The following is a 16,036-nucleotide window of genomic DNA, read 5'->3' on the forward strand; positions in this document are numbered from 1 at the left end:
AGGCGGGGGCTCACACGGAGATAGACCGATGCACCAGATCGACCTCGCCATGAAGGCGTGTATGGACGCCTGCCACGACTGCCATGTGACCTGTCTTCAAATGGCGATGAACCATTGCCTCAAGATGGGCGGCCAGCACGCGGCGCCCGAGCATATCAAGATCATGGCCGACTGCGCGCAGATTTGCGCGGTCGCGATCGACTTCATGGCGCGCAAATCGGCGCATCACCAGCATATCTGCCGCGAGTGCGCCGAGATCTGCCGGGCGTGCGCGGCTAGCTGCGAAGGGCTCGAGGGCATGGAGGATTGCGTAGCGGCGTGCCGCAAGTGTGCTGACGCCTGCGACAAGATGGCGGGCTAATCCCCGCTCGCGCGGGCGGCTCGCCGCCCGCGCGTCAAGGACCGATTTGCTAATGCCCGATCCGAGCGATCACGTCGAAAAGCTCGACGGTAAATTCCGTCAGCAGTTCGATCGCCGCGCCTCCAAATACCAGCAGGCAGACCCCCAGGGCGATGAGCTTTGGCACGAAGCTCAGCGATTGTTCGCTGACCGAGGTAGCGGCCTGAATCATGCTGATGATCAAGCCGACGATCATCATGGGCACGAGCAGGACGACGCAGATGAGCGCCAAGACCGCCAGCATCCTGCCCGACTCGTCGAAGAGGATGGATTGATCCATCAGTGCGAAAGGCCGGGAGTCGGGAAGACCACCCGGCCAATCATCACATCGCCGAGGCAGGTGGGGCGAGCGTCCCAAGCCAGGCGACCAGCCCAAGGATGACGACGACACAGGCGGTTTCGGCTGCCAGGCTCCCCCGTAGCGCGCCGAGCGCGCCACGATGATCGGCATTGGCGATCGACTGCTCGAACGCTGGTGTCAGCCGAAAGCGATTGAGCGAGGCCAGTCCCAGCATTAAGACAAACAGCGCCAGTTTGGCGAGCAAGAGTTGACCGTAGAGCGTCGTGGCAAGTGCTGCGACGTTGTCAATCCCGACCAGCATCCATGCGTTGACCAGACCGGTAACTACGACCGTGGCGACCACAATCGTCCCGACCGTGCCGAAACCGTGCAGCGCCCGGTGCGTCAGGCCGAGATGCGCTGCGTCGACCTCAGCAGCCGGACGTGACACGAGCAAAAGCAGGCCGAGCAGCGCGCCGACCCAGGCACCCGAGGCGATCAGGTGGAGAATGTCGGCGATGAGGTGGACCCAGCCCATCGCGGCTTCGTCCATCGCCCCGTGTCCGGTCCATGGCAGCGTTCCAAGGGCTATGCCCGAGGCAAGCATAACGCCCGACAGCCACAGACTACGCTGAGCGGCGAACATCGCAGCAAAAGCAGCCACAACGAGCGCAACCATCCGAAGCTTCCAGGCGGCACCGATAGCGGAACCCGTGAGCAGCCCGCCAATCGCTTCCTGGTCGAGCGGCCAAAGCGGCGTTCCGGCCATCGAGGAAGCCATGAGGACGAGCCAGCCGATTGAAAGCAGCAGGCTCAAGATCGCACTGCCAACCAACCATAGGGGCAGCGCGAGCGCGTTGCTGCGCTCGCGTGCCCGTAGCCCATAAAGGCTGAATGCGGATAAACCGAACAGCGCCGCCATCGCAAAATAGAGCGCAAAGCGGACGCCGATCAGCGACCAATCAGACATCGGCTCACTTTACCGTAAAGGCGTAATTGCCAGCGACCTTGTGCGTGTCGGTCGAGACGATGTGCCAGTCGACGGTGTACCGCCCAGCGGCCAGCCGCCCCTTGGGCGTAACCACCAGCGTACGACCATCCGCCGCAAGCGCCGCAGTGCTCGGCATCTTCATTGCTGCCATTCCGGGCATCGCCGCCATCGTGAGGTCAGCTTTGGAGAACGCTGGCATCAGCTTCTCGCTGAACTGGAGTTTGATCTGTGCGGGCTTCGCTACGGTCGCATTGGCGGCCGGGCTGGCGGAGAGCAGCTTGGGATGGGCATTGGCTGCGCCTGCAAAAGCGACGAGTGCGGTAGCAGCGATCAGGAATGGTAGGCGACGCATGGAGGTCTCTTTCGTGTTGGTTGTCCTTCTCCTTCATACGCGGCTTCGTCGGCTACCCCTCAGATCGCTTCATCGCAGAGCGTCTCGCTCGAAAATTGGTCGTGAGATGCGATGGCATCAAATCGGCATGCTCATGATATCCTTGTAGGCAGAAAGCAGCTTGTTGCGCACTTGCAACGTCGCCTCGAAGCCGATCGAGGCTTCCTGGCGAGCGAGCATCACCTTGGCGATGTCGGTTTCCTCCCCCCGCTCATATGCTACCGTCAGAGCGCCGGCCCGCGCATTCACCGCATTCATTTTTTGCAACTGGGACTGGAATGTCGACGCGAAGCCGCCCTGCTGCGCCGTTCCGACCGGCGCCACTCCCCCGGGGCCATTGTCGTTCCGGATGGAGTTCGGATCCGCGACTTTCTGAAGCGCAGTGTTCATTGCGGCTTCAAAGGTTGGCTTGCCCGCGGCACCGGGACCGGTCAACGAGAGCGGGGTGCTCGCGACGTTGCGAAGCGCAGCGTTCTTTTCGAGAACCGCGCTGCGGATGGCCATGATGTTGTTGATCGACATGCTGCTCACGATCGCCTCTGTGGGTGGAGACAGATCGGGCACGGTAGCGACGCATAAATTAGAAATTGGTTAATACCGGTTATTCTCAATTGAAAAATTATTAAAGGGTACATTTCCTCATTGGGTTCGGCCAGCAAGCGTCTCGCTCGTACGTCCCGCGGCTCGCTAGCACCGGCTGGGCACCATGAGGGGTTAGGGCTTCGCTCGCGTAACCTATGCTAGAGGGTGGAGTGAACGACATGGACGACCTCGACGCGATGTTGACCAGGCTGGCGCAGGCGCCCTTGCCGAGTAGCATTGACGGAATAGAAGCCAGGGTGCTCGCGCGTATCGCTGCGCGGCCTGTAGCGAGCGCCAGCATGGGGATGGGGGCGATAACGGTTGCTGCGGCGCTCGTGTTTGGCATTGTTGGCGCAGGCATTCCCGCACGCGAGGCTCGTGCAATGACACCCCTGTCACCCTTGGGACCGACGTCGCCACTTGCACCCTCGACCTTACTTGTCGGAACTCCATGAACGGGCGCGCCCGGCTGGCGGTAGGTGTGATTGCGTGCTTCATCGCCGCGATCAGCGGTGTGTTCGTCGGGCGGGCGCTGCTCCCTTCGCAGATTCAGCCCGGAAATGAACTGCATGAGGTGCTGCATCACAAACTGGCGCTAAACGCGAACCAGCAGGCCCGCGTCGAAGCGTTGGAGCAACGGTTCTCGGTGCAGCGGCGGGCCTTTGAGCTTGAACTGAGGGCCGATAATGCGCGGCTGGCCGAGGCGATCGAGACAGAGCATGGTAACGGCCCCCGCGTCGCCGCGGCGGTCGATCGGAGCCACGCCGCTATGGGCGAGTTACAAAAGGCGACGCTCGCCCACGTATTCGCCATGCGGCAGCTTCTCCGGTCCGACCAGACCGGCCAGTTCGACCAGGCGGTGGTCAAGGCGCTCACCGACGATCATCATTAAGCCTGGGCGGTGAGCCTCGACTGGAAAACGCTGTCCGAAGCGGAGCTTGCGACACTTTGTATTGCCGGCCGAGAGACAGCGTTCGCTGAAATCATGCGCCGAAACCGGCGGCCGGTGTTCCGGGTGATCCGCGCTTGTGTGGGTGACACGGACGAGGCGCTCGACCTGTTGCAGGAGACGTTCATCGCCGCGCACCAGGCAATGCACCGCTACGACGGTGAGCGATCAATGCGCACCTGGCTATCGACGATCGCGATCAATAAATGCCGTGACTGGGGACGGAAGCGAACTGTTCGGCGCTTTCTGTCATTGGCTACGCCGATCGGCGCCGAAGCGGAGGCCGTGGGGGACAATCAGGTGGCACCCGATGACGCGGTCGGCGATCGGCAGGAGTTGAATCGAGTAGCAAGGGCTATTGCCGCCTTGCCTATCACATTGAAGGAGCCCTTGGTGCTTCGCACAATCGAAGGGCTCAGTCAGGCCGAGACGGCCGCCATATTGTCGATCAGCGAAAAGGCGGTGGAGACCCGGCTATATCGCGCCCGCACAAAGCTCCTGGAGAGTTTGGGCGGGCGCACCAGGTGACGCGCTGCCAAGCTTGCCAAAGGGCAGCTCCATCGGGCAGCTAGCCCGCTTCGCCCGCGCAATTCAGGTTTCCGAAATTCGATTATCCGGTCACCTTCGCGCACCAGTGCGAAACGTGGATGAGGGGTCAGGCTGCGCCGCACGTAATAGAATGTGAAGCGCCCTTTGGGGTGCTCGCGTCGTTTATGCATGAGCCCGAACTGACCATTAAACTCAGCGACGGCAGGACTTTCTAACATACGGCAGGACTTTCTAACATAAAGGCATCGATATGCGTCGGACAGCTGTTTTCCTCCTGGCCACCACCATCCTTTTTGCCGGCACGGCAGAAGCGCGGACGTATGACCTCGTCCTCGACCGGCAGAAAGTTGAGGTCGAACCAGGTCGAAAAGATATGGCCATCACGGTCAATGGCGGAATTACGGCACCGGTGTTGCGGTTCACCGACGGTGAGACTGCGACTATTCGGGTCACCAACCACCTGAAGGAAACGACCTCGATCCACTGGCATGGCCTGCTGGTGCCAGGATCGAAGGACGGTGCGCCCGGGTTCAATGGCTTTGCCGGCATCAAGCCCGGCGAGACCTACACCTACACCTTCAATCTCCGGCAGACCGGGACCTATTGGTATCACGCGCACTCGGCGACCCAGGAGCAGGAAGGCCAATACGGGGCGTTCATCATCGATCCCAAAGCCGGCAGCGATATCGCGGTCAAAGCGGACCGCGATGAAGTCGTGCTGCTTTCAGAGCATACGCGCACCGCGCCGGAGCGGATATTGCGCAACCTGAAGGGTGATTCGGGATATTACAATTTCTCCAAGCGAACCACGCCCGAGCTGTTTCGCGATGTTGCGAAATTCGGCTTGAAGAAGACCTTGGCGGACCGTGCGGCCTAGAACAAGATGCGGATGGATCCGACCGATATCGCCGACGTTGGCAACTACACGCTGCTCGTGAACGGGCAGCCGAGCAGCCGCAAACCTTACCTTCCGTTCACGCCCGGTGAGAAGGTGCGGCTTCGGATCATCAACGGCTCGGCGATGAGCTTCATGGATGTTCGAATCCCCGGATTGACGATGACCGTCGTTGCGGCCGACGGTCGGGCCGTCGAGCCCGTCACGGTCGATGAGTTCCGCATTGGTGTTGCCGAGACGTACGACGTGATTGTCGAGCCCAAGGCAGGCCAGGCCTATCCGCTGTGGGTGGAGACGCTTGACCGCAGAGCGTCCGTGCTGGCGGCGATTGCGCCTCGGGAAGGGATGGCCGTGACGGCACCGGCGCCGCGTCCGCGCCAGGTCTTGTTGATGAGTGAGATGGGCAGCATGGGCATGTCGATGGGCGGCGATGGCAAGCCGATGGCAGGCATGGATCATTCCAGCGGCTCGATGCCCGGCATGGACATGAGCGGCGGGAAATCGATGGACATGGCTGGAATGAACCAATCTGGAGGCTCGATGCCGGGCATGAACATGAGCGGCAATGCGGGCGCTTCGGCGAAGTCTTCAGCCAGTTCGAAGGCAGGGTCGAGCCATTCCACCTCGGGCGCCATGGCCGGAATGGACATGGGCGATAGCAAGTCGATGGCTATGGCTGGAATGGACCACTCGGGCGGCTCGATGCAGGGCATGGACATGAGTAGTAAAGCTCCTGCGTCGTCAGACCACACGAAGATGCCAGGAATGGCTAGTGCATCGATGATGGCCAGCAACACCCCTGCGCGATCGGGGAGTGCGGTCCAGGCGACCTCATCCGGCAAGAAGGAGACGCCGTTCCCCCGCGTCGATTACGGCATGGGGTCCGATACGACGGCTGGCATGGACGGGATGGCGATGACCGATGGCGGCATGCCGGGGATGACCGGCAATAGTCAGGCAATGGCCGGCGTGGACATGGGCAGCGGCAAGATGGCCATGCCCATGCAGCATACCGGGATGGCCGGGATGGCCGGCGGTAGCGGGTCTATGGCTGGAATGGATATGAGCGGTGGCGGAGGCAGCATGGCTGGCATGGCGGGCATGTCGATGACATCGCTTGCCGACGAGGGCGACACTGACGGATCGGGGCGAGTCTTCGGCTGGGCCACAGGCGCTCCTTATGGAGCGCGCGTGCTTTCGGTAAAAGACTTGCGAGCACTGGCCCCGCAGCGTGACACCCGCGCACCGACCCGGACGATCGTCATCAAGGTGTCGGGCAACATGGAGCGCTATATCTGGACGCTTAACGGCGCCAAGTTCGGCGAGGCACCGCCGATGAAGGTTGCATTTGGTGAGCGGGTTCGCATTACCTTCGTCAACGAGACGATGATGGCGCATCCGATGCACCTGCACGGGATGTTCTTCCAGGTCGAAAACGGGCAGTCGGCAGATCGGCTGCCCGACAAGAACGTCGTGACGATCGCTCCCGGCAAAACGCAGTCGATCCTGCTTACCGCAGACGAAGCCGGGGAATGGCCGCTTCACTGCCACCTGCTCTACCATATGGAGAGCGGCATGATGCAGAAGCTTATCGTGGCGTCGGTCAGTCAGCCAAACGGGATGCCCACGCCTGCAATGCAGTCGATGCCTGGGATCACGGGACGGGAACGAATTGATGTGGTTCATCATGGCTGCCGCAGCTGCGGCAGCGGCAAGCACGCCGGCCGCACCTCAGACCGTGGAGGTCCCGGCGGGTCCGCCTGCACCGCAGGAAAAAGACGTCATGGAACGCCAGATCGAGATGGGCGGAATGGGTCATGAGGAGCGGACCTTTACCTACAATCGCATCGAGGCGGACTATTCACGCCAGCGCGGCAAGAACGTCGGCAATTATGATGCCGAGGGCTGGGTCGGAGGCGACCGGGACAAGTTCTGGTACAAGAGCGAAGGGGAGAAGAATGGCCCGCGGACCGAGCAGCTGGAGTTTCAGGCGCTCTACAGCCGCAACGTCTTCACCTATTTCGATGTCCAGGGCGGCGTGCGCTACGACGTCAAGCCCGATAGCCGGGGGTATGCGGTCTTTGGTATACAGGGTCTGTCGCCGTACCGGCTCGAAACCCAGGTGCATGCTTTCGTCGGCTTCAAGGGCGACGTCAGCATCAGGTATAAGCAGAGTTTCGATCTGCTCATGACCAACCGACTGATCGTGGCACCCACGCTGGAGACCGACTTCTATCTGAACGACGCGCCTAGACGCCGGGTGAAGTCCGGATTTTCGGTCATCGAAACGGGCGTGCAGACGCGCTATGAATTCAGCCGCAAGTTCGCGCCCTACGTCGCGATCGTGTACGAGAGCAAGCTTGGCGGGACCGCCCGGTTAGCCCGGTTGGACGGCGAGAATGCGGGGGGCTGGGCGCTGAGAACAGGTATCCGTGCATGGTTCTGAGTCGCCCCCTCGCAGCGGTCATCAGCGCATTCATGAATTGCGGGGACATTGTGACATGAGAAGAACACGGGTTATCTCGGCCATGCTCTTGTTGCCTCTAGCTGTAGCGGCGTGTGGCACCAAAGATGAAACGCCGAGCATTTCTGAGGACCAGATGAACCATTATGCGGGTGTCCCCGAACACGATCACCCGACGAATGCTGCAACAAGCACGACTCCGGAGCCGACTACGCCGGAATCAGCAAAGAAGCGGTAGAGACCACGTCGTTGATCCCCAGCAAGCTTCGGGATCAACGACGCTGACCGCTCAGGCACCTTTCGGCTTGCGACCGCTATTGTGCATGCTGACGATCTTCCAGCTGCTCCCTACGCGCCTCAAGACGCTGGTGGCGACGCCAAGACGTTCAGCAACAGCTCCGGTCTTCGGCTCGATCCTGAAGCGATAGCTTTCGGTCGCGAGCGCGACCGGACCTTCGAAGCGGACGCTGACCTTGTAGTCGGAGAAGTTGAACGACCTGAACGCCGCCAGCTCGGGCCCAAGATGATGGGCGAGATAGGTCGCATAGGTGCCCTCCGATCCGCCCGTTTCAAAAATCTGGGAGTCGGCCGCGAAGAGACGTTCTGTCCCGGTCGCGTCGAGCTTTTCGATCGCCGCTTTGTACTCAGACAGCACCGCTTCCACGGCCTTTGTGTCCGCCATGCGCGACGGAGACTGCGCAGCGACCGCAATCGGCACTACCAGCGACGTGGCCACAGCCACCCTCAGTCCAAGCATCATCTTTTTCCCCTTAGAACGCCAGATGGTTGAGGCCGCCATGCATGAAAGTGCCCCCCAGGAACCCCTGTACCGATATCGCCAGCGTCATCAAACCGAGCAGCCCCCAATATGCAGTGCGAGATCGATCGGGCGCTCTGCGGTGCGCTGTAGCCAGGTAGGCGAGGCCTATCCCGAATACCGCGATCGAGGTGCCAAGCCAGCGATGGGTCATCAGGATCGGATTGCGGTCCCATAGATAGAAGCCGCCAGCGAACCAGCCGAGGAACGCCGCCACGATAGCCCCCAGCGCCCCGACCACGAGCATGACGTGCGCAGCGCGCTGGTAGTCGCGATTTTGGCGCCATAGCCCGAACAGCTCGACCGCGAAGGCGCCGATGAACATCGCGATCGGGAAATGGATGACCATCGTATGGACGCGGCCAAGCCAGCTCACGAGGCGCTCGCCGAAGCTCTTGTTCTTGTTGGCGCCCTCGTCGTGCATGCCGCCCATCGCCATGTCGTCGCCGGCGATATTCGCGTTGAGGCTCGTCATCGAACCCATGGCCATGTGATCATCTGCCTTGGCAGGAGCCGCGCTATTGGCCGCCCCGGGACCTGCGCCCAGCGCGTCATGATCCTCATGCGCGAATGCGAGCGAGCCCGTCGACAGTGCTACAAAGCCCAGCACTATTATCGTAAACCGCTTTGCCGATCGCGTCATCGCATTACCTCGTCTTGAGTGATTTATTGCTCGTGGTGTTTTGGATTGTTGCCCATCGGCAGTGATCTGAACGAGGCTCTAACCCGTCATCTTCAGCATGCCCGGAGCAAGCGCCATCCACATCGCCATGGCCACCATCATCACGTTCTCGGTCAGCGAGATGAAGCCGAGGGGCACGTTGCTATCCCCGCCCACGCAGGCGCATTTCAACTCCCGTTTGTCGATATAGACCGCTTTGAACACCGAGGCCGCGCCAATGGCGCCAATGAACAAGGCGACGGGCACTGACAGCCAGGTCAGCGCACCGGCGATCATCAGCACGCCCGCGCCACCTTCTGCGAACGGGTAGATGTACGAATAGGGCACCCAGCGTTTGGCGAGCAGATCGTACCCGAGGAACATACTGGAAAAGCTCTCGATGTTCTGGAGCTTCAGCAGCGCTAGGACGCACATCGAAAAAGCAATGAACCATTCGCCCGCGCGGATCGTGAAAGGGGTGCCGAACACGGCGTAGCTCGTGGCGAGAGACATCAGCGCCGTCATCGCAAAGACCGCAATCACGGGGCGGTAGGAGACGGCTTTGGGGTCGCTGACTGTCTTGCCGAAAAAGCGGCGCAGATCGTCATAGCCGCCTATTCGCTCGCCAGAGATAAATGTCTGGGGGGTCGTTTTGACCCCATACTCCGCCTTGAAGGCATCGGTTTCTTCGCGGGTCGTAAGCCAATGATCCTCGACCGCGTAGCCCTCGCGCCGCAGCAGATTCTTTGCTTTAAGACCGTAAGGGCACGTGTGTTCCGCCATCACCATCCGGTAGATGGTTGCCTGCTTGGCGGGGCCGGTAGCCATGTGCTTCTCCGCTTCTTTTCTCCGCTTGCAACAGCACGAGCGAATTACCCTAGGTCATCAGTTGAACCGTCCAGGGCGCAAGCTCCTGCGGAACGCCTTTCCACGGTTGCCAAGAGCACATTCAAGGCCCCTGCCCATGCGTCACGGATGCGAGAGGGTTGCCAGGAACGCTCCCGACAACCCGCTGGCAGCTATCGACGTTTACTTGTGCTTGGCTGCCGCCTTGTGCCCACCCTTGTGATGAGCGGCCTTCTTCGGGGCGGCCTTCTTGCTCTTCATGTCCATTTTCGATCCGGGCGCCATCTTCATACCGGCCATCGAGCCGCCATTTGACTGCGCCGATGCGACGCTGATGCCGGCAGTGGCGATACCGATGGCAGCTGCGGTCTGAAGGAGCCTCACGGCGATTTTCATCTTGGTCATAACGTCTCCGATCGTGCCTAGGGCAGCGGCGGTGCAACCGTCGTGCCTACAAGATGATACGCGCCACGAGCCGTTTGCCCTCGGGGGCCAGAAGCATGACAATCGCAAGCAACCATTGCGGCCTAAACCGCTCCAGGTGAACCGGACTGCCGCTTGCTCGTTGAGGATCGAACCACAAAGAAAGGAACCAGCATGACCCGTCTTCTCGGTATGATGAGCATCGCCGCAGTGACCGTCGCCGCCACGCCGGCACTTGCCCAGCACTCGCAGATGGGCGGAATGGCGATGCCCGGGATGCAGGGCATGCAGGGCATGCAGAACATGGGGCCAGCGCAAAAAGAGCTTTCGGCCGCGATGGACCGCATGAACCAGGCGATGATGCAGGGAATGATGGACCCCGATCCCGCCAAGGCATGGATGAAGAGCATGGCCGCTCACCACCGCGGCGCGATCGAGATGTCACAGATTATCATGCGTCACACAAAGAACGCCGAGGTGTTGGCAGAGGCTCGGAAGACGGTCGATGACAATCAGCGGGCGCTCACCGAGCTGCAAGCGAAAATGCGCTGATACTCAGCTGTCCCAGCGGGCCGGTGAGGGGTAGCGACAACGCCACCTTTCACACGTGCGGCTCTGCGAGACAAGATGACAGTCTCGACACTGAAACTCTCGTGAATGGTCGCTGACAGATGCATTCAGAACTGCTTCAACCAGGACGATCTACCAAGACCTCACGTAATGGAACGATGAGGAGAATGGAAATGTTTGGCAAAATGTTTGCGGCTGCCGCACTGGTTGCATCTACAGCTGCTGTTCTAGCACCAAGTGCGGCGCTCGCCCGGGATCGCAACCACGGTGGTTGGCAGAATCAAGATCGTCATTCTCAGGGCGGGTATGGCAACCATGGGTACAACCGTGGCAATGGTGGCCATCGGTATAATCGTGGCGGTGGCCATGGTTACAATGCCGGCAACGGCTATTATAATAATGGCTACTACCCTCGCCAGCATGGCTATCAGCAGCAGCATGGGTATGATCGTGGGTATAACCAGCATTACCAAAGCGGCCACGACAACTATCGCGGCCATTGACCTGGGTTCGCATCCCGAGACTTGACCGGATCGGGGTGCGAGCGCCGCGACTAGCCCTTACAGTAAATATCTCAATAGGGTCACCTGTCCCCGCTACCGCGCAGCAAGTTGTGGATCGCGGTCGCTGCCTGCGCGGCTTGGCCCATTGCGACACTGATCTGATCGAGACTTTCGACAACATCGCCCGCCGCGAACAAACCGCTAACCGAGGTCTGCTGATGCGCGTCGGTGACAACGCAACCGCCTTCGCTAAGCTTCACCCCGATCTCTGCGACGAGTTGCGTGTGCGGTGAAGAGCCAAGCGCAGGATACAGGGTGTCGAACGAGAGCTGGCGTCCATCTGCCAGTCGAACCGCGAGTTGATCGCCATCGATCGATATTTGATCGACCGCTTCTTTGATTATTTCGACACCGAGCCCAACTAGCCGCGCCTCGTCCGGCCAGGAGAGTTCGGGCGAGCGTTGCGTCAGCAGCGTCACGCGTGCGCCGTAGGGGCGTAGGAACTCAGCCTCGGCAGCGCCATGATCGTCACAGCCGAGCACAGCGATATTGGTGCCCTTCGCCTCATAAGCATCGCACACTGGGCAGTAGCGGATCAGGCCGCGCGCCAATGCGTCGTCGTGCGTCTCCTGAGGCATCGAGGGCCGGTGATTTCGAACGCCGGTCGTCAGGATCACGGTACGGCCCTGCCAGCTTGTCGTGTCCGTCGCGACCGAGAACCCGTCCTCGACGATCGCCAGGCGAACCACCCTGCCCTGCTGGATTGTTGCGCCGTACGCCTGCGCCTGCCGTTTCATACGCGACAGCAGATCCGCACCACCAATCCCGTCTGGGAAGCCTGGCAGATTGTGTGACCGCGGGATCGAACTTGCGCGGCCCGCCCCCGCGTCGATCACAACACAGTTGCGTAGAAAACGCCCGAGATAGGTCGCGGCCGTCAGCCCGGCGGGGCCACCTCCGATGATGATGCAATCCACGTTGTTCTGCGACGTCGACCCGTCAGCTGCCGTGCTCATAAAGCCATTCCCCCAAGCCGGCTCTAGCGCGCGCTCTATTCACGTTTACGCGTGCACGGCGATCGTCCCTCACGTCGGGTGTCACGCAGGATCATTCCTGTTCCGCATACGCCCATTGGTCGTCATTTGAGCAAAGTTGGATGGTGGTTCTGCGGCCGAGCTTCCCGCATGAACAAGCCCGAACAGATCGGCGCTTCAATGGCCCCCGTGACCGCCGTGACCACCACCGCCGCCGTGACCGCCGCCACCGCCATGGCTGAATCCACCGCGATGGCCAAAGCCGCCGCCGTGTCCATAACCACCGCCGTGGAGTCCGAAGCCGATCCCAACCGAACCGTAAAAGGGTGACCCATAGCCCGGATAGCCATAGTAGGGGTCGTAAGAGCCCCCGCCGCCCCGATAGCGACCGTTATACGCGAGATTTTGGGCCGGCACTGCAATCAGGCAAGATCGTACACCTTGCGTCTGGGCCGCTGGGACCGGCGCGGCTGGAGGCGCGTCCGGAGCTGACAAGGGCTGCGCTACGAAAGCTCCTGGTGTGTTACACGGCACCGCGAAATAGGCGATATTACGACTCGGAGGACCATACGTCGCGCAACCGCCAAGTGCCGCTGCGAGACCGGAAATTGCCGAAAGTTTCAAAATCTGCGGTGACATGTGGAGCCTCCATCGATTGAGCGTGGATCACGACTGTCGCCGAGGCTGCAAGGCGCATGCACGGCCTCAAACGCTGCTGCCGACCCCAGGCGCCGGCCGGACACACCGGCTGACCAGACGCGCCAGAGCCGTCAATATTAATAGATACGCATCTGGCGCGGAAATCCCTCAAAGCGCGCCGCCTGCTCACTCCATCACTGCGAGCAGATCGTCGACCGTCGTGGTCGCGAACGCGGTAAAGCTGTCCGCGACTGCATAGGGGAGCAGCAGATCGCGGCCGACAACGAGCGCGCCGCAACTGTAGACGACATTGGGGACATAGCCATCGCGCTGCTTGGGGCTGGGAGCCAGAACCGGGCGAGGTGTACGCGCCAGAAGCTTTGAGGGGTCGCCCTTGTCGAGCAGGCAGGCGCCGATGCAGTAGTTGCGGACCGTGCCAACCCCGTGCGTCAACAACAGCCATCCCTCGTCTACCTCGATCGGTGAGCCGCAATTGCCCATCTGGACAAACTCCCAGGGATAGCGCGGCTCGATCAGCTTGGCGCCGCCGCCCCAGCGGAGGATGTCGTCAGATCTCAGCAGCCAGATATTCTTGTTGTCCTGGCGGCCCAGCATCGTGAACAAGCCGTCGACCCGACGGGGAAAAAGCGCCATCCCTTTGCCCGTCGAGGCATCGCCGGTAAGCGCGCGCATCTCGAAGGTGCTGAAGTCGGTCGTGGTCAGCAGCTCCGATCGCGCCTCTGCGCCGCTGAACGCGGTATATGTCCCATGGTAAGCGACCGTGCCGTCACCTTCGTCAAAGCGGACCAGCCTGAGATCCTCGATACCCTGGCGTTGGCTAGGCAACACCGGAAACAGCACGGTTTCCGACAAAGTCTCGCTGCCGCCATAGCGGAGGCGGACCGCGTCGTCGGTATCGGCACGCTCGATGATCGGCTGCATCGACACCGAACTGGGATCATCCACGATCAACGCGCCGCCCGGTTTCCATCGCCCCGTGCGAAACGTTACCGAGGAAAGGTGGCCCTCGCCGATCCCGCGCAGCGACAGGATGATCCGAACCTCGCCATCGACAACGCCGCTTTGGTCGGGATGTAGGACGGCGCCGGGATTGAACAACGCTGCGCTCTCATAGGCATATTCCTGGCTGAAATAGGCTCCGATCAGTCGGCGTCGCGCGTCGTCGCAGCGATCGGCACCTTCGAAGTGATCCGCGACCTCGTCAAAACGCCGCCGCAGCATCGCGTCGACGTCGCGGTGGTTCTGGTCGAGTGACGCGGTGACGCCCTCCAGCTGACGGGTCAATTCCGCCTCGTCTAGCGATAGGATTAAGTCGACCGTCTCCTGAGTGCGTGTCGTGCCAGCGTCAAAGCCACGCGGATAGCCGGGCTCGAATGGCCTGACCAAGGTACGCGACGGATCGGGCCGTAGCGTGACATGAGGAAAACGGAGCTTCGCGCGCTGGATCATGTCAGGCTTTCTCGAATTGTGGCATGTGAATAGGCAGGCTTGGCCAATCAAAGGTCATCCCTATGCATCATGAAGCCTCTACCCAGGCTGGAGATGCCGCAGCACCGCAGCGTTCATCCGGCGCCGCGCCGGGATGTCGACGCGCGCGGCCATAAACCACGAGGCGATGCAGAGTGCAGACAACAGGACAAACCCTGACCATGGCGCAGGTAACTGTGGAAGACCTGGTAGAAGTTTGGGCAGGCCCATCACCCCAAGCGTAAAGACGGGGATTTGCAAGACATAGATGGGATAGGAAATCTCCCCCAGAAAAGCGCTGATTCCTCGACTTGGAACCGGGTTGCGCCCAGCCGAAGCGGCTACAATCAGCGGAAATAGAAACAGCACGCAGGCCGCATCAAATAGCCCCCGCAAGGCAGGTGGTATGGGCGCACCAAGGGCGCCGATCGTGATCACGATGATGATGGCCTGGGGTAGCTTGACGGAAGTCAGCGCTGCTAATCTTCCCTCCTCCCGAGCGCGGTGAATCAAAACTCCGACAAAGAAGGAAAAGGTGACCCTGATTGCGGCTAGATGAGCATCAGGCCAATATGCTCCTCCATTAAGATTGCCGCGAATGAGTACCAATGCCAAAAGGACCAAGCCCGATATGCTGGTGATCTTTCTCAGTCGTTCGACAGTCAGAAATCTGAAACCAAAGCCGTAAACAGCGTTGGCGAGCAGCTCGAATGACAGAGTCCACGCTACAAAGTTCGCAGGAAACAGCGGTTGATACGGGATACCCACCGGTGGCGAAGGCAACATCGCGACGTTGAATATGCCGGAGAGCATTATCTCCGCTGCGAGATGATCGTTTCGATAGTAATAAGCGAGTTCAACGATGCCCAGCGCCAAGGCCAGCAGATAGAACGGATAGAGGCGGATTAGCCGAGCAGTGATGAAAGCCCCTCCCCCCATTCCGTCTTTAAGCCTCACATCATAAGCGCGGGCGAGCACGAAGCCGCTCATGACAAAGAACAAGTCTACCGCGAGGTATGCTCCGATTGCTACGAAGGGGGCGAAGGCTTGCGGGTAATGCAACGTGATGACGCTTATGGCGGCAAGACCCCGTAAAATGTCTAGGATATGAAAGGACCGTGATCGATCCTCCGCCGTTCGCTCGGCGCGACCTGTCGCAACATCGGCCATCTCGTGATCCCCAACCGCAGGCCGACCCCAAAGTTGTCTGAACACGACAGGCCCCGTTTGATTTACGCGGCAGCGGTGTTTACCCCTCACGGCTCTAGGCGACACAGGGTCCAGAGGCGCGCGAGGAGGTTGGCATACCTCTTCGCCCAAGCCACGCGGCTGCGCATGGCAAGACATCCTGCCCGCAACATCGACGAGCATTTCCACCTAAAGACTCTCGGCGCCGAGCTCGAATCTGACCCGCAGCCGTGCGCATCTCGTACAATGAAGGGCTTATTAACCTCGTATCTTCATATGCGGATGTAGTCCCACATTTCCGCGAGAGAGCATGCCATCCTTTATTTCCGTAGCGATGGCCGCTGGCAGTGCGCCCAGCATTCTGTT

Annotated in this window: 20 protein-coding genes; 9 read left to right on the forward strand and 11 right to left on the reverse strand. The window is 60.7% G+C overall.

Annotated features, from left to right (window positions below):
• Positions 1–28: 28 nt before the first annotated feature.
• Positions 29–361 carry a four-helix bundle copper-binding protein gene (locus AC1MLZ_RS23010; protein ID WP_480962205.1) on the forward strand — a complete coding sequence of 111 codons (333 nt, stop codon included), beginning with the start codon at positions 29–31 and terminating at the stop codon, positions 359–361.
• 49 nt (positions 362–410) lie between these two features.
• Here the strand turns inward: AC1MLZ_RS23010 and AC1MLZ_RS23015 are convergent, their stop codons facing one another.
• From AC1MLZ_RS23015 to fliE, 4 genes are all read right to left on the reverse strand, one after another.
• The gene (locus tag AC1MLZ_RS23015) at positions 411–680 is read right to left on the reverse strand and encodes a flagellar biosynthetic protein FliQ (RefSeq protein WP_183937216.1); all 270 of its coding nucleotides are present in this window, start codon (positions 678–680) and stop codon (positions 411–413) included.
• 43 nt (positions 681–723) lie between these two features.
• Positions 724–1,650, reverse strand: coding sequence for a copper homeostasis membrane protein CopD (gene copD, locus AC1MLZ_RS23020; RefSeq protein WP_037527182.1), 927 nt, complete (start codon positions 1,648–1,650; stop codon positions 724–726).
• 4 nt (positions 1,651–1,654) lie between these two features.
• Positions 1,655–2,023: a copper homeostasis periplasmic binding protein CopC gene (copC, locus tag AC1MLZ_RS23025; RefSeq protein WP_037527181.1), complete on the reverse strand. Its 369-nt coding sequence runs from the start codon at positions 2,021–2,023 to the stop codon at positions 1,655–1,657.
• Between the two features lie 117 nt (positions 2,024–2,140).
• Positions 2,141–2,584 carry a flagellar hook-basal body complex protein FliE gene (fliE, locus tag AC1MLZ_RS23030; protein WP_260171581.1) on the reverse strand — a complete coding sequence of 148 codons (444 nt, stop codon included), beginning with the start codon at positions 2,582–2,584 and terminating at the stop codon, positions 2,141–2,143.
• A 511-nt stretch (positions 2,585–3,095) separates the two neighbouring features.
• Here fliE and AC1MLZ_RS23035 point away from each other — a divergent pair.
• From AC1MLZ_RS23035 to AC1MLZ_RS23055, 5 genes are all read left to right on the forward strand, one after another.
• Positions 3,096–3,536: a periplasmic heavy metal sensor gene (locus AC1MLZ_RS23035; protein WP_037527177.1), complete on the forward strand. Its 441-nt coding sequence runs from the start codon at positions 3,096–3,098 to the stop codon at positions 3,534–3,536.
• A gap of 9 nt (positions 3,537–3,545) precedes the next feature.
• Entirely contained in the window at positions 3,546–4,121 is a 576-nt protein-coding gene (locus tag AC1MLZ_RS23040; RefSeq protein ID WP_037527173.1) for an RNA polymerase sigma factor, read from the forward strand.
• Positions 4,122–4,392: 271 nt separating this feature from the next.
• The gene (locus AC1MLZ_RS23045; protein WP_052148868.1) at positions 4,393–5,019 is read left to right on the forward strand and encodes a multicopper oxidase domain-containing protein; all 627 of its coding nucleotides are present in this window, start codon (positions 4,393–4,395) and stop codon (positions 5,017–5,019) included.
• 6 nt (positions 5,020–5,025) lie between these two features.
• A complete protein-coding gene (locus AC1MLZ_RS23050) occupies positions 5,026–6,858 on the forward strand; it encodes a multicopper oxidase domain-containing protein (RefSeq protein WP_480962206.1) in 1,833 nt (610 codons plus the stop codon).
• Positions 6,821–7,483, forward strand: a complete 663-nt coding sequence (locus AC1MLZ_RS23055) for a copper resistance protein B (RefSeq protein ID WP_183937218.1) — start codon at positions 6,821–6,823, stop codon at positions 7,481–7,483. The genes AC1MLZ_RS23050 and AC1MLZ_RS23055 overlap by 38 nt, the downstream gene beginning before the upstream one ends.
• Positions 7,484–7,790: 307 nt before the next feature.
• Here the strand turns inward: AC1MLZ_RS23055 and AC1MLZ_RS23060 are convergent, their stop codons facing one another.
• The 4 genes from AC1MLZ_RS23060 to AC1MLZ_RS23075 all read right to left on the reverse strand — a co-directional run bounded on the left by AC1MLZ_RS23060 (position 7,791) and on the right by AC1MLZ_RS23075 (position 10,230).
• Entirely contained in the window at positions 7,791–8,261 is a 471-nt protein-coding gene (locus AC1MLZ_RS23060; RefSeq protein WP_037527171.1) for a YybH family protein, read from the reverse strand.
• Between the two features lie 10 nt (positions 8,262–8,271).
• Positions 8,272–8,961, reverse strand: coding sequence for a DUF2231 domain-containing protein (locus tag AC1MLZ_RS23065; RefSeq protein ID WP_306286113.1), 690 nt, complete (start codon positions 8,959–8,961; stop codon positions 8,272–8,274).
• Between the two features lie 78 nt (positions 8,962–9,039).
• On the reverse strand, positions 9,040–9,807 hold the full coding sequence (locus AC1MLZ_RS23070) for a MauE/DoxX family redox-associated membrane protein (RefSeq protein ID WP_037527169.1): 768 nt from the start codon (positions 9,805–9,807) through the stop codon (positions 9,040–9,042).
• A gap of 201 nt (positions 9,808–10,008) precedes the next feature.
• Complete coding sequence (locus AC1MLZ_RS23075; protein ID WP_183937219.1) at positions 10,009–10,230, reverse strand: hypothetical protein; 222 nt, start codon at positions 10,228–10,230, stop codon at positions 10,009–10,011.
• Positions 10,231–10,422: 192 nt separating this feature from the next.
• Here AC1MLZ_RS23075 and AC1MLZ_RS23080 point away from each other — a divergent pair, with 192 nt between their 5' ends.
• Together AC1MLZ_RS23080 and AC1MLZ_RS23085 are read left to right on the forward strand one after the other, a co-directional pair.
• On the forward strand, positions 10,423–10,800 hold the full coding sequence (locus AC1MLZ_RS23080) for a DUF305 domain-containing protein (protein ID WP_037527165.1): 378 nt from the start codon (positions 10,423–10,425) through the stop codon (positions 10,798–10,800).
• 191 nt (positions 10,801–10,991) lie between these two features.
• Positions 10,992–11,321, forward strand: coding sequence for a hypothetical protein (locus tag AC1MLZ_RS23085; RefSeq protein WP_128081993.1), 330 nt, complete (start codon positions 10,992–10,994; stop codon positions 11,319–11,321).
• 80 nt (positions 11,322–11,401) lie between these two features.
• Here the strand turns inward: AC1MLZ_RS23085 and AC1MLZ_RS23090 are convergent, their stop codons facing one another.
• Entirely contained in the window at positions 11,402–12,337 is a 936-nt protein-coding gene (locus AC1MLZ_RS23090) for an NAD(P)/FAD-dependent oxidoreductase (RefSeq protein ID WP_037527163.1), read from the reverse strand.
• Positions 12,338–12,505: 168 nt separating this feature from the next.
• Between AC1MLZ_RS23090 and AC1MLZ_RS23095 the strand changes: the two genes are divergently transcribed.
• A complete protein-coding gene (locus AC1MLZ_RS23095; RefSeq protein WP_183937220.1) occupies positions 12,506–12,685 on the forward strand; it encodes a hypothetical protein in 180 nt (59 codons plus the stop codon).
• Between the two features lie 495 nt (positions 12,686–13,180).
• Here the strand turns inward: AC1MLZ_RS23095 and AC1MLZ_RS23100 are convergent, their stop codons facing one another.
• Positions 13,181–14,464, reverse strand: a complete 1,284-nt coding sequence (locus AC1MLZ_RS23100; protein ID WP_037527161.1) for a glycoside hydrolase family 130 protein — start codon at positions 14,462–14,464, stop codon at positions 13,181–13,183.
• A 78-nt stretch (positions 14,465–14,542) separates the two neighbouring features.
• Positions 14,543–15,652, reverse strand: coding sequence for an acyltransferase family protein (locus AC1MLZ_RS23105; protein WP_480962207.1), 1,110 nt, complete (start codon positions 15,650–15,652; stop codon positions 14,543–14,545).
• Between the last annotated feature and the right edge of the window lie 384 nt (positions 15,653–16,036).

This window comes from Sphingomonas sp. PEI4 (assembly GCF_056679955.1).

Excerpts from the sequence above, each read along its gene's own strand:
- AC1MLZ_RS23010 (WP_480962205.1), top strand. The coding sequence starts at position 29 with ATGCACCAGATCGACCTCGCCATGAAGGCGTGTATGGACGCCTGCCAC.
- AC1MLZ_RS23015 (WP_183937216.1), bottom strand. The coding sequence starts at position 680 with ATGGATCAATCCATCCTCTTCGACGAGTCGGGCAGGATGCTGGCGGTC.
- copD (WP_037527182.1), bottom strand. The coding sequence starts at position 1,650 with ATGTCTGATTGGTCGCTGATCGGCGTCCGCTTTGCGCTCTATTTTGCG.
- copC (WP_037527181.1), bottom strand. The coding sequence starts at position 2,023 with ATGCGTCGCCTACCATTCCTGATCGCTGCTACCGCACTCGTCGCTTTT.
- fliE (WP_260171581.1), bottom strand. The coding sequence starts at position 2,584 with ATGTCGATCAACAACATCATGGCCATCCGCAGCGCGGTTCTCGAAAAG.
- AC1MLZ_RS23035 (WP_037527177.1), top strand. The coding sequence starts at position 3,096 with ATGAACGGGCGCGCCCGGCTGGCGGTAGGTGTGATTGCGTGCTTCATC.
- AC1MLZ_RS23045 (WP_052148868.1), top strand. The coding sequence starts at position 4,393 with ATGCGTCGGACAGCTGTTTTCCTCCTGGCCACCACCATCCTTTTTGCC.
- AC1MLZ_RS23050 (WP_480962206.1), top strand. The coding sequence starts at position 5,026 with ATGCGGATGGATCCGACCGATATCGCCGACGTTGGCAACTACACGCTG.
- AC1MLZ_RS23055 (WP_183937218.1), top strand. The coding sequence starts at position 6,821 with ATGGAACGCCAGATCGAGATGGGCGGAATGGGTCATGAGGAGCGGACC.
- AC1MLZ_RS23060 (WP_037527171.1), bottom strand. The coding sequence starts at position 8,261 with ATGATGCTTGGACTGAGGGTGGCTGTGGCCACGTCGCTGGTAGTGCCG.
- AC1MLZ_RS23065 (WP_306286113.1), bottom strand. The coding sequence starts at position 8,961 with ATGACGCGATCGGCAAAGCGGTTTACGATAATAGTGCTGGGCTTTGTA.
- AC1MLZ_RS23070 (WP_037527169.1), bottom strand. The coding sequence starts at position 9,807 with ATGGCTACCGGCCCCGCCAAGCAGGCAACCATCTACCGGATGGTGATG.
- AC1MLZ_RS23075 (WP_183937219.1), bottom strand. The coding sequence starts at position 10,230 with ATGACCAAGATGAAAATCGCCGTGAGGCTCCTTCAGACCGCAGCTGCC.
- AC1MLZ_RS23080 (WP_037527165.1), top strand. The coding sequence starts at position 10,423 with ATGACCCGTCTTCTCGGTATGATGAGCATCGCCGCAGTGACCGTCGCC.
- AC1MLZ_RS23085 (WP_128081993.1), top strand. The coding sequence starts at position 10,992 with ATGTTTGGCAAAATGTTTGCGGCTGCCGCACTGGTTGCATCTACAGCT.
- AC1MLZ_RS23090 (WP_037527163.1), bottom strand. The coding sequence starts at position 12,337 with ATGAGCACGGCAGCTGACGGGTCGACGTCGCAGAACAACGTGGATTGC.
- AC1MLZ_RS23095 (WP_183937220.1), top strand. The coding sequence starts at position 12,506 with ATGAACAAGCCCGAACAGATCGGCGCTTCAATGGCCCCCGTGACCGCC.
- AC1MLZ_RS23100 (WP_037527161.1), bottom strand. The coding sequence starts at position 14,464 with ATGATCCAGCGCGCGAAGCTCCGTTTTCCTCATGTCACGCTACGGCCC.
- AC1MLZ_RS23105 (WP_480962207.1), bottom strand. The coding sequence starts at position 15,652 with ATGGCCGATGTTGCGACAGGTCGCGCCGAGCGAACGGCGGAGGATCGA.